Annotated in this window: 15 protein-coding genes and 3 riboswitches; of the genes, 12 read left to right on the top strand and 3 right to left on the bottom strand. The window is 69.3% G+C overall.

Annotated elements, in window-relative coordinates; translation table 11 throughout:
* Positions 1–35: 35 nt before the first annotated feature.
* Positions 36–290, bottom strand: coding sequence for a hypothetical protein (locus tag AC5RWG_RS16355; protein WP_494073372.1), 255 nt, complete (start codon positions 288–290; stop codon positions 36–38).
* Between the two features lie 230 nt (positions 291–520).
* On the opposite strand from AC5RWG_RS16355, the gene AC5RWG_RS16350 reads away from it, so the two are divergent.
* From AC5RWG_RS16350 to AC5RWG_RS16340, 3 genes are read left to right on the top strand one after another with little or no spacing between them, the layout of a single operon-like run.
* Positions 521–904 (top strand): cold-shock protein, encoded by a 384-nt coding sequence (locus AC5RWG_RS16350; RefSeq protein ID WP_494014722.1) that lies wholly within the window; start codon positions 521–523, stop codon positions 902–904.
* Positions 905–914: 10 nt separating this feature from the next.
* On the top strand, positions 915–1,745 hold the full coding sequence (locus tag AC5RWG_RS16345; RefSeq protein ID WP_494167388.1) for a DUF3027 domain-containing protein: 831 nt from the start codon (positions 915–917) through the stop codon (positions 1,743–1,745).
* Between the two features lie 48 nt (positions 1,746–1,793).
* Positions 1,794–3,059 (top strand): MFS transporter, encoded by a 1,266-nt coding sequence (locus AC5RWG_RS16340; protein WP_494128094.1) that lies wholly within the window; start codon positions 1,794–1,796, stop codon positions 3,057–3,059.
* 104 nt (positions 3,060–3,163) lie between these two features.
* Here AC5RWG_RS16340 and AC5RWG_RS16335 read toward each other — a convergent pair whose 3' ends face one another.
* Together AC5RWG_RS16335 and serC are read right to left on the bottom strand one after the other, a co-directional pair.
* Entirely contained in the window at positions 3,164–5,116 is a 1,953-nt protein-coding gene (locus AC5RWG_RS16335) for an HNH endonuclease signature motif containing protein (protein WP_494167387.1), read from the bottom strand.
* A 168-nt stretch (positions 5,117–5,284) separates the two neighbouring features.
* Positions 5,285–6,418: a phosphoserine transaminase gene (gene serC / locus AC5RWG_RS16330; protein WP_494128092.1), complete on the bottom strand. Its 1,134-nt coding sequence runs from the start codon at positions 6,416–6,418 to the stop codon at positions 5,285–5,287.
* A 248-nt stretch (positions 6,419–6,666) separates the two neighbouring features.
* On the opposite strand from serC, the gene AC5RWG_RS16325 reads away from it, so the two are divergent.
* From AC5RWG_RS16325 to fdhD, 9 genes are all read left to right on the top strand, one after another.
* The gene (locus tag AC5RWG_RS16325) at positions 6,667–7,362 is read left to right on the top strand and encodes an iron-dependent transcriptional repressor DtxR (protein ID WP_494001767.1); all 696 of its coding nucleotides are present in this window, start codon (positions 6,667–6,669) and stop codon (positions 7,360–7,362) included.
* A gap of 99 nt (positions 7,363–7,461) precedes the next feature.
* Positions 7,462–7,675, top strand: a riboswitch (cyclic di-AMP (ydaO/yuaA leader).
* Positions 7,676–7,852: 177 nt separating this feature from the next.
* Positions 7,853–8,449, top strand: coding sequence for a M23 family metallopeptidase (locus AC5RWG_RS16320; protein WP_494167386.1), 597 nt, complete (start codon positions 7,853–7,855; stop codon positions 8,447–8,449).
* Positions 8,450–8,566: 117 nt separating this feature from the next.
* Positions 8,567–8,739: riboswitch (cyclic di-AMP (ydaO/yuaA leader) on the top strand.
* A 103-nt stretch (positions 8,740–8,842) separates the two neighbouring features.
* Complete coding sequence (locus tag AC5RWG_RS16315; protein ID WP_494026290.1) at positions 8,843–9,466, top strand: NlpC/P60 family protein; 624 nt, start codon at positions 8,843–8,845, stop codon at positions 9,464–9,466.
* 542 nt (positions 9,467–10,008) lie between these two features.
* Positions 10,009–10,177, top strand: a riboswitch (cyclic di-AMP (ydaO/yuaA leader).
* A gap of 4 nt (positions 10,178–10,181) precedes the next feature.
* On the top strand, positions 10,182–10,976 hold the full coding sequence (locus AC5RWG_RS16310; protein WP_494128091.1) for an NlpC/P60 family protein: 795 nt from the start codon (positions 10,182–10,184) through the stop codon (positions 10,974–10,976).
* Between the two features lie 317 nt (positions 10,977–11,293).
* The gene (locus AC5RWG_RS16305) at positions 11,294–11,794 is read left to right on the top strand and encodes an HNH endonuclease (protein WP_493979388.1); all 501 of its coding nucleotides are present in this window, start codon (positions 11,294–11,296) and stop codon (positions 11,792–11,794) included.
* Positions 11,791–12,525 (top strand): molybdenum cofactor guanylyltransferase, encoded by a 735-nt coding sequence (mobA, locus tag AC5RWG_RS16300; RefSeq protein ID WP_494167385.1) that lies wholly within the window; start codon positions 11,791–11,793, stop codon positions 12,523–12,525. The genes AC5RWG_RS16305 and mobA overlap by 4 nt, the downstream gene beginning before the upstream one ends.
* A 49-nt stretch (positions 12,526–12,574) precedes the next feature.
* A complete protein-coding gene (locus AC5RWG_RS16295) occupies positions 12,575–12,853 on the top strand; it encodes a DUF6457 domain-containing protein (RefSeq protein ID WP_494014674.1) in 279 nt (92 codons plus the stop codon).
* The gene (locus AC5RWG_RS16290; RefSeq protein ID WP_494167384.1) at positions 12,850–14,019 is read left to right on the top strand and encodes a molybdopterin molybdotransferase MoeA; all 1,170 of its coding nucleotides are present in this window, start codon (positions 12,850–12,852) and stop codon (positions 14,017–14,019) included. Before AC5RWG_RS16295 ends, AC5RWG_RS16290 begins: the two co-directional genes overlap by 4 nt.
* Before the next feature lie 97 nt (positions 14,020–14,116).
* Positions 14,117–15,001, top strand: coding sequence for a formate dehydrogenase accessory sulfurtransferase FdhD (gene fdhD / locus AC5RWG_RS16285; protein WP_494167383.1), 885 nt, complete (start codon positions 14,117–14,119; stop codon positions 14,999–15,001).
* The last annotated feature ends 39 nt before the right edge of the window (positions 15,002–15,040 follow it).

The following is a 15,040-nucleotide window of genomic DNA, read 5'->3' as shown; positions in this document are numbered from 1 at the left end:
CTGCCCGCTAGCTGCGGCTGCGCGCTGGCTGCCCGCTAGCTGCGGCGGCGGCGGCGGACGCTGCCGGCCACCAGCAGCACCATCAGCACGAAGGCGATCGGAAAGCAGAACCAGGCCAGTCCCAGAAAGCCGGCCCACACCTCGGTTCCGGCCATGGCACCGGCCAAAATCACGCCCAGGCTGCCCAAACCGGTCAACAGCGCGACGACGGCGGCAAGGACCAGCACTCGGTGCAAAGCACCGGACTCGGCGGGGCGGGACGCATTGTGGGCGGGGACGGTTGCGGGCATGACACCAGATTACAGCCGCCATTTCGGGGCCTCATTCCGGGCGCTCACGCCACGAGCGGAAAGCGGCGGGCAACGGGCTCGGCGGTCAGCGGAACGCGATAACCTAGAGACAGACTTTCCCCGATTCGGCGCGGTCGCATGTGCGACCGCTGTGCTACCGGCGGGGCCCATGGTAAGAACGCAGCAGCGTGCGGTACCGCTGCATCATGAAGCAGAACGAGGTAAGCAAAGTGCCCATCGGCAAAGTCAAGTGGTTTGACACGGATAAAGGGTTTGGATTCCTGGCCAGCGAGGACGGACAGGAAGTGTTCCTGCACGCCTCGGCGCTGCCGGCCGGCGTCAAAGACGTCAAGCCAGGCACCCGGATGGAATTCGGTATAGCGGATGGCCGGCGTGGCCCCTCCGCGCTCTCGGCGCGCATCCTCGACGCCGCTCCCTCGGTGGTCCGGGCGACGCGGAAGCCGGCCGAGGACATGGCCGTGATCACCGAAGACCTGATCAAGCTTCTGGACGAGGTCTCCAACGGCCTGCGCCGGGGCCGCTACCCGGAGCGCTCCCACGCGTCGAAGGTTGCAGCGGTGCTCCGCCGCGTGGCCGACGACCTGGACGCGTAGAGCAGCCTCGATGACTGAAAATATGACCGACGCCGGCGCTGAAACGGTTGACGAGGGGCAGGCGCTCGCCGACGAGCCGAAGGCCGAGGCGGCGCCCCGGCGTCGTCCCGCCAAGCGTGCTCCGAAATTGGACCCTGTGTTGGCCGAAGCGGTGGACCGTGCGCGCGACGGTGTGCTGGAGATCGCCCCGTCGGAGCAGATCGGTGCACACGTAGGCACGTTTGCCGACGGCGACCGCCTGGTCACCCACCGGTTCGAGGCCCAACTGGCGGGCTACGCGGGCTGGCAGTGGTTCGCCACGCTGGCCCGGGTGCCGCGGGGCAAGGAAGCAACTGTTTGCGAAGTGGGCCTGCTTCCCTCCGAGAAGTCGCTGCTGGCGCCCGAGTGGGTGCCGTGGGCCGACCGGGTTCGGCCCGAAGAAGCCGCGGCTGCGGCGGAAGCAGAGGCTGCGGAGCGCTCCGAGGCTGCTGCTGCAAACGATGGGGCGGACGCGGCGGAACGCTCCGAGCCTGCTGCCGCCGATGATGCGACGGCTACGGACCGGGCCGAGGCAGCCGCGGACGGCGTGGCGGAGGCAGCGGACGGCACCGAGGCCGCTGCTGGCGATGATGTGGAGGCGGCGGACGGCACCGAGGCCGCTCCTGCCGACCATGTGGCAGCGACGGATCGGGCCGAGGCAGACGATTCCGATGTAGCCGCGGACGGCGTGGCTGCAGCCGAGGACCTGCGCCCGGCCACGGAGGACGTATCCGAAGGGAACGGCACCGAGGCCACCGACGGCACCGCGACCAAGGCCTCCGACGTCACCGCGGCCAAGGACGGCGCCGAAACTACGTCCTGACACGACCCATCGACGAGGCAGGTGTGCAGCCGGAAAGGGCGGTAAAGCGTGTTTCGTTCACTGAGGTTGTTCAACTACCGGATCTGGTTCATCGGAGCCTTGGTCTCCAATATCGGTACGTGGATGCAGCGCACGGCGCAGGACTGGCTGGTCTACGACATCCTGACCGAGCAGGACGCCGCTGCCATGGGCATCGTGATGGCCCTGCAGATGGGGCCACAACTGGTTCTGGCTCCTTGGGCAGGGCTCGTTGCCGACCGCTTTGACCGGCAAAAGCTGCTGATGGCCACCCAGATTTCGATGGCCGTGCTGGGCTTGGCGTTGGGGTTGATGGTGATCGCCGACGTCGCCCAGTTGTGGCATGTCTACGCCTTTGCTCTGGCACTCGGCATGGTGACAGCGGTGGATGCGCCGGCACGGCAGACGTTCGTCTCGGACGTGGTGCGCGACGATTACCTGCCCAACGCAGTGGCGCTGAACAGCACGTCCTTCAACCTGGCCAGAATGGTCGGGCCGGCCATTGCCGGTGTGCTCACCGTCGCCATTGGTCCCGGACCGGTATTCCTGATTAACACCGCTACCTTCGCGGCAATGATCGCGGCGCTGCTCGCCATCCGACGGCAGGAGCTTCACCTGCGGGAGAAGGCCGCCAAGGGACGCGGGCAGATCCTCGAAGGCTTCCGGTATGTGAAGCAGCGGCCCGACCTGGTGGTCGTGCTCGCTGCCATCTTTATCATCGGTACTTTCGGCCTGAACTTTTCCGTCTTTGTCGCCTCCATGGCGCGGACCGAATTCGGCGGACACGCCGGTGATTTCGGCCTGCTCTCCTCGGTCATGGCCGCAGGTTCGGTCACCGGTTCGTTGCTTAGCGCACGGCGTGACCGGCCGCGGCTGCGCTATATCTTTGGCGCCTCGGTGGCCTTCGGCATCGCCTGTACTGCGGCAGGGCTCGCCCCCACAATTTGGCTCTTCGGGCTGGCGCTCGTGCCGGTCGGCGCTGCCGCCATCACGATCATGACCAGCGCCAATGCGTATGTGCAGACCACGACTGCTCCCATGATGCGCGGGCGCGTCATGTCTTTGTACATGGCCATCCTGATGGGCGGGACCCCGATCGGTGCGCCTCTGGTCGGTTTGGTGGCCAACAGCTTCGGCCCGCGCTGGGGGCTGGGGGTGGCCGCGCTGTCCGGCGTGGCTGCAGCCGCGGTCGGGATCGTATGGGCCTGGCGTGCCCACCACATGCGTCTGCGCTTCGACCGCTCTGCGGCCCGGAAACTCACCATTACCTACGGTGTGCCGGACCGTCGCGCCTAAGAGATTCCGAGACCGCAGGCGCCCCACGCACCCGGAATCTTCTGCTGGCGTTACAGCATTCTCCGCAGGCGCCGCCGACATTTTTTGCTCGTGCCGCGGGAAGCTCAGAATGGGGGTGGTGCGTTGGGGTCGGTGTTTTCGTCGGGCAGTTCGATGCCGCCGAGCGTACGTTTTGGTGGTTGGTCGCCGCGGTCGCTGATATCGCGGGCGGCGCCGTCTCCAGTGGCGGCAGCGGCGCCGGCTGCATCTGGGGCCCCGTCGGTGTTCTCTTCGCTTTCGCCGCTGGATGCCGCTTCCGTCTCCTTCGGCCGGGGCAGGAGAGTGTCCCAGCCCTCGTCCGGGTAAGTGGTCTTGCGGTGGCCGGTGCGCGTGGTCCATGTGATCTCACCGTGTGGCCCGGCCTGGGCATGGATGTGCCCGCCGGTCTTCGCCGCGTGGTGGGCGCTGCACAGGCACTGCAGGTTTTCCGGCATAGTCGGCCCGCCGTCGTCCCACCCGCGGACATGGTCGATCTCGCAGTATCTGGCCGCGCGGCGGCAGCCGGGGAAGCGGCAGTGCCGGTCCCGGACACGGACCAGGCGTTTGAGCCATTGGGGCGGAGTCCGCAGTTTCCGGGCGGCCGCGATCGCCTGGCCGTGGTCGTCGGTGAGCACCGGCAGCCAAGACCTGGCCAGCTGCGCCAGTTCCCGTCCCATGTCTGCCGGGATCGGGCCGTGCCCGGCCAAGTCCCCGGGCTCCTCGCCCAGTCCCAGCAGCGTGGCCAGGGGCACCGTGACCAGCGTCCCCGGCCCCGCACCACCACAGTTGCCGCCGCCGCTGACGGCGGTTGCCTCGCATCCAACGAAGGCGCCGCTACCGGCGGTTGCCGGTGCCGTGGCCGGGGCTGCCGGTGTCGTGTCGTCCGTCGTCGTCGTGGCCGCCCCGCCGGCCGGGCAGGTGCGGCCGGTCAGCATGAGGTCAGAGAACACGTCGGCGCGCAGTTGGGGCAGGGTCCTGGCCTCGCCGGGGCCTTGGAGGGAGCGGGCTGTGGCCTGGATCCGGTCGAAGACCAGATGCGCCTTGTCCGCGCTGGTCCGGATCCACAACTCGGCCATCCCGTCGTCCTGGTCGGTCAGTTGCACGTCCCGGGACTCGTTCGCCCGCCGGTGCCGCTGCTCCAGGGATTCCGGGTGCAGCCGGTCCCGCATCCGCCGGGCACGGGACCGCACGGTATCCAATGTGACGTCCCCGGCGCCGGGCAGCACCGCGGCCTCAAAATCCTGCAGGCATTCCGCCGGCAGGTCCGCGCAGCCGCGGGCCAGCGCCTTCGCCCGCGGCAAGTCCAGGTCCCCGCGGCCCATCGCCTCGAGAGTGCCCGGCAGGTGTGTGCAGATCTGCCGGGCGTCGGCCAGCATGGCCCGCGCCGCGGCGTCACCGGTGCACAGGTGCGCCGAGATCTCGTGGTGCGCGAAGCGGGAAAAGCCTTCCGGGTCCCGGTCCCCGCCAACACCGGGACGCAGCCGGGCGAAGCGGTCCAACGCCTTCACCCGGCACGACTGCACCCACGCCTCCACCCGCGCGGCAGCCAAAAGATAATCCATGGTCTGCACGTCATCCAGTTCCGCCGGCTCCACCACCGCCAACAAACCGGCCAGCACGGCAGGCACCCCCACCCCGCCCTCGGGCATCACAGGATCGCCACCGGCGTCCTCCGGCACCACGGTCAGTCCTACCCCCTCCTCGGTGGTCCCGGCCGTCGGTTGTCCGGCGCCAGATTCCTGGGATGCTCCGGGATCCTCGGATACGGTTGGCTGCCCGCCGCCGTCGGCTTTGGTTGGCGAGGGAATCTCTGCAGTGTCGGCCGCCTCGGCGGCGGCAGACGCACCAGGGTCAGCGGCCGCCGAGTAGAGTCCGGCGCGATCAGAGCTGATGCCATACCGGCGGAGCAACGCTTCTGCCACCACGTGCTGCAGCAGCGCTTCCAGCAGGGAACTGTCCGGACGCGAAGGCACACCAAGGTCCATCACCAGTCCCTGTCCGGGAACCGGGAACCGAAGCTCGTCGCCCTCGCCCTCCATATCCTCACGCTACCGGCTGCCTCCGACAGTTTGAGGGGCGAGCGTTCAGGCTCGCTGGACGGCGGGACGCGGCTGGCGCAACGCCCTACGCAACTGCTGCCAATGCGAAAGGTCCGGCCGCCGCGAACGGTAGCCGGACCTTTGCGAAACGACGCGAGGTCGGGGGAATCAGCCCTTGACCCGGTCCACCACGTAGTCGATGCAGGCCAGCAGCGCGCTGACGTCCTCCGGCTCCACGGCGACAAAGGTGGCGATGCGCAGCTGATTGCGGCCGAGCTTGCGGTACGGCTCCACGTCCACCACTCCGTTCGCGCGCAACACCTTGGCGACCGCCGCGGCGTCAACCGACTCGTCGAAGTCCACCGTCGCGATGACGTTCGAGCGGTGCTCCGGGTTCGCCACGTACGGGGTCGCCACGGCGGAAGCCTCCGCCCACTGGTACACCCGTCCTGCCGAATCGGCGGTCCGGGCGGAAGCAAAGTCCAAACCGCCGTTGCCGTTCAGCCACTCGATCTGGGCGTTGAGCGTGACCAAGGTTGCCAGCGCAGGCGTGTTGTAGGTCTGGTTCTTCAGCGAATTGTCGATGGCCGTTTCAAGATTGAGGAAGTCCGGAATCCAGCGGTCGGTGGCACCGATCCGGGCGGCCCGTTCCAGCGCTGCGGGGGAGAAGACGCCCAGCCACAGGCCGCCGTCGGACGCGAAGTTTTTCTGGGGCGCGAAGTAGTAGACGTCGCTCTGGGCGACGTCGACGTCGAGCCCGCCCGCGGCGGAGGTGGCGTCGATGAGGACCAAGGCGCCGTCGTCGGCACCCTTCACTCGCTGCACCGGAGCCGCCACGCCGGTGGAGGTTTCGTTCTGCGCCCACGCATAGACATCCACGCCGGCCTCAGCCCGCGGCTCCGGCCGGGAGCCGGGTTCCGAGGTGATGATGCTGGACTCGGCCAGGAACGGAGCCTTGTTGGTGGCCGCGGCGAACTTGGAGCTGAACTCCCCGAAGGACAGGTGCTGGGCCTTCTGCTCGACCAGTCCGAAGGTTGCAACGTCCCAAAACGCCGTCGAGCCGCCAACGCCCAGGATGACCTCGTAACCCTCCGGCGCCTTGAAGAACTCCTTGAGCCCTTCGCGGACGCTGCCCACCAGATTCTTCACCGGTGCCTGGCGGTGCGACGTGCCCAGGAGGTTCTTGCCGGCGGCGACCAGGGCGTCGACCTGTTCCGGGCGCACCTTGGACGGCCCGGCGCCAAAGCGCCCGTCTTTCGGCAGCAGGTCGGCGGGAATGCTGATGGACTGGGTATCGCTCATGAATACCTTTCCTGGCGTGGTGGCAATGATCTCGATGGCGGTTCGCCGTTGAACGCCCGTTTCATTCTGCCTCAACGCCGAGGGCCGCCGTTAGTTGCAGTGGCCATTGTTGCGTTGGGCGCCCGACGCGTCAGCCCGCGGCGAAGCTGCCGGTCCGGCAAGGAAAACAGGCTAGGCTGGGGAGGGGAAAACACCCTCATGCATGCTGCTGGAGCAGCCTTTTCACCGCGCCGAGGAGCAAGAAGCCATTGACTGATCTCATCGACACTACCGAGATGTACCTGCGCACTATCCTCGAGCTCGAAGAAGAGAACATCGTCGCGCTGCGCGCCCGGATCGCCGAGCGGCTGCGCCACTCGGGCCCGACCGTGTCGCAGACGATCGGGCGGATGGAGCGGGACGGACTCGTGGTCGTCACCGGCGACAGGCATCTGGAACTGACCGAGCTGGGCCGGCGTAAAGCCACCGAAGTGATGCGCAAGCACCGACTGGCCGAGCGGCTGCTCTCCGACGTCATCGGACTGGACTGGGCCTACGTGCATGACGAGGCCTGCCGCTGGGAGCACGTGATGAGCGAGCGGGTGGAGCAGCGGCTCTACGAACTGTTGGGCAGGCCGACGGTTTCGCCGTACGGCAACCCCATCCCCGGCCTGGAAGCGCTCGGGGGCCAGCCGGCCGAAGAGTTCACCACCGGCGTGCTCAATCTGGCGCAGGCCATGGGCAGCTACACGTCCGACAAAGAGGTGAGCATCGTCAGGCTGGCGGAGCCCATCCAGGTGGAACCGGAACTGTTGCTCCAGCTGGAAGAGGGCGGTTTGAAGCCGGGCGCCAGCCTTCAGCTGGAGACCGCCGGCGAGTACATCTCCGTGCGCGTGCCGGGGATCGAAGGGGCCTTGGAGCTGCCGCCGGAAGTCGCCGCGCACATCTTTGTATCAATGCGATGAAACGTTGACCCTTGAAAACACGCACCCCGGATAACGGATTTATTACTTTCGGGGAGTTTTACGTATAGTTGACCCGGGCATCGAGACATCGATTCCCACACCCTTCGCAAGCCGAACCCTGTCGGCGGAGGCGTGTATCCGTGAGACAGGGGCGGAGGACCCACCAAGCGGCAGGTTGTTCGCTGCCTTGGGGTGAAGCCGCAGCGGGCAAAGCCTCGGTGAATCGTTCCACCGGCGCTCTGTGCGGTGTGGCCGAGTTTTCTCTTGACTCGAATCCGACAGCTAACTTCGCAGGCGCTTTGGGAGAGGTAACAGAATTTTGGCAGGACACAAAGCCTCGGGACGGCGCCGTTCAACCGCCCCGGCCGAACACTCACGCCCTCGTGCCGCAACGCCCGGCCGACGCCGCGCCCAGCCGGCGCCGTCTCCGGTAGCAGCAGCCGCGCGCGACGTCGGGCATAAGACAGCGATCGTTGCAGCCGCCTCCGGGATGGCACTGACCGTGATGCTGCCGACGACGGCCGGCGCCACCGCCGACGCCCCGCAGGATGCCCCGGCCGCCAGCAGCATCTCCGCCGCCACCGAAGCCCGGCTGACGTTCGAGCGTGCCGGCCTGACCAGCAAATTCGACCCGGACACGAAGCTGAAGCAGGTCATGGTCGCCTCGGGCAGCAATGCCAAGGTCGTCAGCAGCGAAGGCTCCCTCTCGCAGCCGATGGACGAGCTGACCATGACGTCGCCGTTCGGCTACCGCGTCAGCCCCATCACCGGCTACGCCGGGGAGCTGCACACCGGCCAGGACTATGGAGCAGCCTGCGGCACCCCGGTCCACGCAGCGGCCGGCGGAACCGTCATCGAGGCGGGCTTCCAGGTCGGCGGCGGCGGTAACCGGATCGTGGTGGACCACGGCAACGGCCTGAAGACCACCTACAACCACCTGAGCACCATTGACACGTCCGTCGGTGCCACCGTGCAGCGCGGGGAGACGGTGGGCCAGAGCGGCACCACCGGCGCCTCAACCGGCTGCCACCTCCACTTCGAAGTGATGGTCAACGACAAGCTGGTGGACCCCACCGGCTGGCTGTGATGAACACGCCGTAATCGGAACGTGACACATCCCGCAAACTGTTATAAGGTTTCACCCGTGCCAGTCGTCAACAGGCTGGCACCTTCGGGCGGAATGCCGAACTCTGCCGTCGCCCGAAGTTCGTTCGCACCGAATCGCATGGCAGAGGCGGGGGAACCACTTCCCGGACATCGCACGGTGTCCTTGGGGTAAAGCCGATCAGGCCTGGGCCACCAGCCCGCAGCCGACCGGCCGGATGAACTCCCATCCGAACCCGACAGCTCACTTCGCAGGCATTTGGGAGAGGTACAGACCGTGTCCAAGAGCATTACTGCGGGCCGCCATCGTGCGACCCCCGTCCGCACGAGCCCGCTTGAGACGATTTCCAAGGCTGTGTCCGCGAATGCGGGAACCATGGGACGTCAGGGTGCGGTGATCGCCGCCGCTACCGGCTTGGTTCTGACCGGTACCATCCCGGCCCAGGCTGTCAGCGCTGACCGAGGGGTCGAGGCCCCGGCCCGCGTGCAGGTGGAGGCCGTGCAGGCCTCCGCAGCCGTGAAGCTGACCTTCGAACGCGCGGGGATCACCTCAACCCCCGCACCGGAGCCGGTTGTCCAGGCCGTCTCCAACGAGATCAACCCCACGACCGGCAACGACGCCGGGTCGAACGAAACCAAGACCGTCAAGAAGGCCGGCGAGGCTGCCGCCAGCGGAGCCGCCGGCGCCATCGTCGCGGCCGCCTACGGACAGATCGGGGTCGCCCAGGACTGCACGGCCCTGGTCGAGAACGCCCTGCGCGCGGCAGGCTTCGCGGTGGGCGACCTCGCCCCGGCGCAGTTCTTTGCCTACGGCACACAGGTGGCCACCCCGCAGCCCGGCGACATCATCTACTACGCCAACGGCGGTGCCGGCGTGGCCCACGTGGCCATCTACGTCGGCAACGGCCAGGCGGTCCACGGCGGGTGGGCGGGCTACAGCACTGTCTTGGGCAGCGCCTACATCGGCTCCGGCCCGGTCTTCATCCGTCCGGCGGGCTAAGCACTTCCTGTCACGGCCTTCTCGCGGCGCGTCCTTCGGGGCGCGCTGCGGGCGTTAAAAACGGCGTGCGGAGGACCTGGGTGGAAACGGGGCGCGGGTGCGGCGCGCGAAGACGGCACGGAACCGGCGCGCGAAGACGGGTCCGGAGCGGCGCGCGGACACAGCGCGCGGCAGACCTGCCCAGGAGTGGCGCGAAGAAGGGGTCCGGTCGGCGCGCGGAAGACCCGTGCGCGAAGTCGGGTCCGGAGCCGCGCGGAACCTCTGCTCGGAAACGGGCGCGGATGACCCGTTCGGAAGACCCGCGCGACAACGGCGCTTGGAACGTGTGCGCAGCCCCGAAACGCACGGTGCACCCTTCGTACCAGCCCCGTCCCGGAACCGTCAGGAAGCAGGGCTCCGAGGGCTGTCGTAATCAAAACATCACCACGCCGTGATCAGAATGTGACAATGCGTGATTGATCGTATACGCTCTAACGCGTGCCAGTTGCCAAACGGCTGGGACCTCCGGGTGGATTGCCGAGCTCTGCCACCGTCCGGAGTCCGTTCGCAAAAAACTTCGCGGGCAGAGGCGGGGGAACCAAATTCGGGTTCCGTACAGGAACCCTTGGGGTTAAGTCGCCAGCACTCTCAGGCATTGCCGGGGAGGGCTGCGGCCGGATGCACTCCCATCCGAATCCGACAGCTCACCTCGCAGGCATTGGGAGAGGCCTTTAACGTGTTCAATGACACCGCTACGGGGCGCCACCGCGCCGTTTCCGTCCGCACCAACCCGCTGGAGACGATTTCCAAAGCCGTCTCGTCCAATGCCGGATCCATGGGTCGCTCGGCAGCCGTGATCGCTGCCGCGTCCGGACTGGCCCTGACCGCCGCGGTTCCCGCGCAGTCAACCTCCATCGAACGCACCGCATCCACCGTGTCCGTACCCAGCCGCGTGCAGGTGGACACCGTCCAGGCTTCGAGTGCCGTGGAGCTGACTTTCTCGCGTCCCGCCATCAAGTCCACTCCGGCCCCGGAGCCCGAGCCTGTCGTCGAAGCCGTGGCCGAGGAAGTGGCCCCGGTCGTCGAGGAGGCCGCAGACACCGCACAGGGCGCCGTCCAGGCCGCCGCTCCCGCGGTCGAGGTCAAGGCAGCCGCCGCCGTTCCCGCAGCCAAGGCAGCCCCGGCGAAGGCCGAAGCTTCCGCCAGCGGCGTGGCCTCCACGCTGGTGTCCTCCGCGTACGGCCAGATCGGCATCTCGCAGGACTGCACCGCCATGGTGGAGAAGGCCCTGCGCGCCGCCGGTTTCTCGGTGGGGGACCTCGCACCCGCACAGTTCTTCAGCTACGGCACCCAGGTTTCCACCCCGCAGCCGGGCGATCTGCTCTACTACTCCGACGGCGGAGCAGGTGTTGCGCACATCGCCATCTACGTGGGCAACGGCCAGGCCATCCACGGCGGCTGGACCGGTTACACCACGGCACTGGCCAGCGCGGACGTCGGATCCGGCTACGTAGCCATCCGCGTCAACTAGGCAACAGCCTTCCCGGTCCACAGCGACCGTCCCGCCGGCCCCGGTGCACGCCCAGCGCGCGCACCGGGGCCGGCGGCGTTGTCAGGAGGTTAGGCGCCTGCGCGGACCGGTCTCGCCACGGCCCAAGGTGGGCCCCGCGGGTGTCCGTCGCCGCGCCACCGGACCGCCCGCGGCATCATTCCTATGGCCCACGGGCGGTGAAAAAGTTAGCGCGGAACGCACTCGCCGTCATACTCTTTGACTGTCAGTGCAGAAAATCCAGTCCCGGACCGGGATCTGAAGCACCGGTCGGGTTGGCCAGACCTAGAGGAATGTGCATGCGCACACTCGTTCTGAATGCTGGTTACGAACCCCTGGCGGTTGTCACCTTCCGCCGGGCGCTGCTTCTTGTGCTCACCGGCAAAGCCAGCGTGATCGCCGAAGACGGGGACCCCGTCGTCGGCCCCAACGACATACTGGGCCGCCCCTCGGTCATCCTGCTCAACCGCTACATTAAGATGCCGTACAACAAGGACACCGCGGTGACCCGCCGCGGCGTCCTGCGCCGCGACAACCACCTCTGCGCCTACTGCGGGAAGACAGCCACCACGGTGGACCACGTCAAGCCCCGGTCCCGCGGGGGAGAAGACAGTTGGGAGAATCTGGTGGCTTGCTGCCTGCGCTGCAACAACGCCAAGGGCGACCGCACGCTGGCCCAGATGGGCTGGAGCCTGCGCTTCACGCCCCGGCCGCCCAGCGGCGCCCGCTGGCGGATTCGCGACCTGGACCGTCCCGCCCCGGCCTGGAGCCAGTTCCTCGACACCCATACCGCCGCGTGACGGCTCCGGTTTTCGACGCCGTCGTGCTGGCCGGCGGCCGATCCTCACGCCTGGGCGGCAGCCCCAAGGCATTGTTGCGGCTCGAGGGGGCCACCCTGTTGCGCCGCACGCTGGAGGCCGTTTGCGGGGCCCGGCGGATCTCCGTCGTCGGCCCGGATGACCTGTCCGAGGAAGTGGAAGCTTTCCGCCGCACGCTGGTCCCGCAGCCGCTGCGGCTGACGCTCACCCGGGAGGACCCGCCGTTCTCCGGCCCGGCAGCGGGCATCGCGGCGGGGATCGAGGCGCTGTTACGGGACGACGACGGCGGTGCCTCCCGACGGGCGCGGGACGACGACGGCGGGGGCTCCGCGCGGGCGCGGGACGACGACGGCGGTGCTTCCGTGCGGGCCCCGTTCACGCTGCTCTTCGCCTGCGACATGCCGATGCTGGCCGGGCTGCCGGAATTGCTGCTGCGCCACGCCGTCAGCCGGCCGGAGGCCAGGCTCTGGATCCCGGTGGACGCCGACGGCAAGCAGCAGCCGCTGGCTTGCTGCGCGGACAGCGCGGCGCTGGAGGCCGCGGTGCGGAACGCCGGGGGTGCGGCCGGGTTGGCCGGCCAGCCGGTCCGGCGGCTGCTCGGCGGGCTGCCCGCCGCCGAGATCACGCTCGAGGGCCCGTCAGGGGGCCACACCTCCGACGTCGATACGTGGCAGGACGCGGGCCGCTTTGGCATTGTTCGGCCCGCGCCGTAGCCTGAAACAAACGTTGTACTTGCCCGCACCGGGCGGATCGGAGGCCATTGTGTCCGGAGCGGCCGAAAAGCTCTCCCCCTTCGTCAGCGAACTGCTCCAGGCGCTGGAAATCGAAGACACGCCCGTTGACATCGACGCCGTGCTGGGGCTCGCCGGCGTCGCGGCGCACAGCGTGATCCGCCCGGCGGCGCCGCTGACCACCTTCGTGGTGGGCTACGCGGCCGGCCTGGCGGCCGCCACCGGACAGGCAACACCCGAGGTGGCCATGCGCGCCGCCTCCCGCGTGGCCGACGAAGTGGCGCGCCGGCACGGCGCAGTGCAGGAGTGAGCGCCGCGGGCCTGCGCTGGGACGACGCCCGCAGAGCCGCCTATGCCGCGGGCCGGGAGGCGGGACGGCCCGATCCCGCGAACGTGGAGCTGGCCGCCTGTGCCGGCCGCACGCTGGCCCGCGACGTAACGGCGCTGGTGCCGGTCCCGCACTATGCTTCCTCCGCCATGGACGGCTGGGCCGTCGCCGGCCCGGGGCCGTGGCAGTTGGTGCCGGCCGGCAGCGACCTGCGGCCGGGGCTGGCCGCCCCGGTCGTCACCGGCGGCCTGATCCCCGACGGCACGGACAGCGTGCTGCGCAGCGAATGCGGCACCCCGGCGACTGGCCGGCTTCAGCTGTGCCCGGGGACCGCGGAGCGGGAACTGGCCCCCGGGCGGCACATCCGCCCGGCCGGCGAGGAGACCGCCGCCGGCGCCGTCGTGGTCTCCGCCGGCACCGTGCTGACCCCGGCGCACCTGGCCGTCGCCGCGGTGTGCGGCCACGACGCGCTCCCCGTCGCCCCCGTGCCGCAGGTGGCCCTGCTGCTCACCGGCGACGAAGTGGTCACCTCCGGCATTCCCGCTCCCGGGCGGGTCCGGGACACGTTCGGGCCCACGCTGCCGGCCATCATCGCCCGGCTCGGCGGCCAGGTGATGGACAGCCGGCGGCTGCCCGACGACTTCGCGGCCACCGCGGAAGCCATCGCCGGCTGCGGCGGCGACGTCGTGGTCACCACCGGCGGAACGGGCCACTCCTCGGCCGATCATCTGCGCCGGGTGCTGGACGCGGACGCGGCCACGATCCTGATTCCGTCCGTCCGGATGCGTCCGGGGCATCCGGCGCTGCTGGCCCGGCTGGCCGACGGGCGGCTGCTGGTGGGCCTGCCGGGCAATCCGCTGGCCGCCATGATGGCGCTGCTGACCCTGGCGGCTCCGCTGCTGGCCGGGATGACCGGCCGGCCGCTGGCCCCGCTGCGCACCGTGCCCGCCGGAACAGCCATGCCACCGCTGCACGACCAGGACCGGCTGGTGCCCTACGGTCGGTCGCCGGATGGCGGTGCCGTCCCCGCGGACCGCATCGGCTCGGCGATGATGAGGGGACTGGCGGCCGCCGACGGGGTGATGGTGGTGCCGGCCGCCGGCGCCGAACCCGGCGAGCAGTTGCCGGCCCTCGAGCTGCCCTGGTAAACGGCGCTCCCAGCCCGCAGCCGGCCCCGCCGCTGCGCCCGCCGCGCGCAGCCGCGTGGCTGCCTTACCCTTGTTACAGGCAGTAGAGGAGAACTTCATGGGCCGCTTAACGCAGCGCCGCAAGGTGCTCAAACTCAGTCTCGATGCGCCGCCGCGCCGCCGCGAGGACGTGATGGCGGTGGAAGAGCCGCTGGAGATCCGGCTGGCCGGCCGCGCGTTCTCCATCACCATGCGCACCCCGGGCGACGACTTCGACCTGGTGGCCGGCTTCCTGGTCTCCGAGGGCGTCATCTGGTCGCCCGAACATCTCGTCTCGATGCGCTTCTGTGCCGGCGAGGACGAGGACGGGCGGCAGACCTTCAACGTGGTGGAGGCCCAGTTGGCGCCGGGGGTGGCGCTGCCGGATCCGCGGCTTGACCGGCAGGTGGTCACCAGCAGCGCGTGCGGCATCTGCGGCACCGCCTCGATCGACGCCGTGACGAAGCGCTCCCGCTTCCCGCTGCACCATGACGACGGCGGAGCCTCCCCGGGCGCGGACGGCACCGGTGCCGGCGGCGACGTGCCGCTGGAGATCCTGCTGCAGTTGCCGGACCGGCTGCGCGAACGGCAGCAGGTGTTCGAGCGCACCGGCGGCGTCCACGCCGCCGGGCTGTTCAGCGTCGCGGGCGAACTGCTCTGCCTGCGCGAAGACGTGGGCCGGCACAACGCGGTGGACAAGGTGGTGGGTTGGGCGCTGCGCGAGGGGCGGCTGCCGCTGCGCCACACGGTGCTGCAGGTCTCCGGGCGCGCCTCGTTCGAATTGGTCCAGAAGGCCTATCTCGCGGGGATCCCCGTCCTGTCGGCCGTGAGCGCGCCGTCCTCGCTCGCCGTCGAGCTGGCGGAAAAGGTGGGACTGACACTGGCCGGCTTCAGCCGCGGCCGCAGCATTAACGTGTACGCCCACCCGGGGCGGGTGGGCGCCGCCGTCGGGAATTTCGTGTGAGACGCGCCGGGTGAGTCGGGGAACCGGTGTGAGCCGGGA

The sequence above is a fragment of the Arthrobacter sp. Y3221160 genome (assembly GCF_059092585.1).
This window is presented reverse-complemented; position numbering and strand designations above follow the sequence as displayed.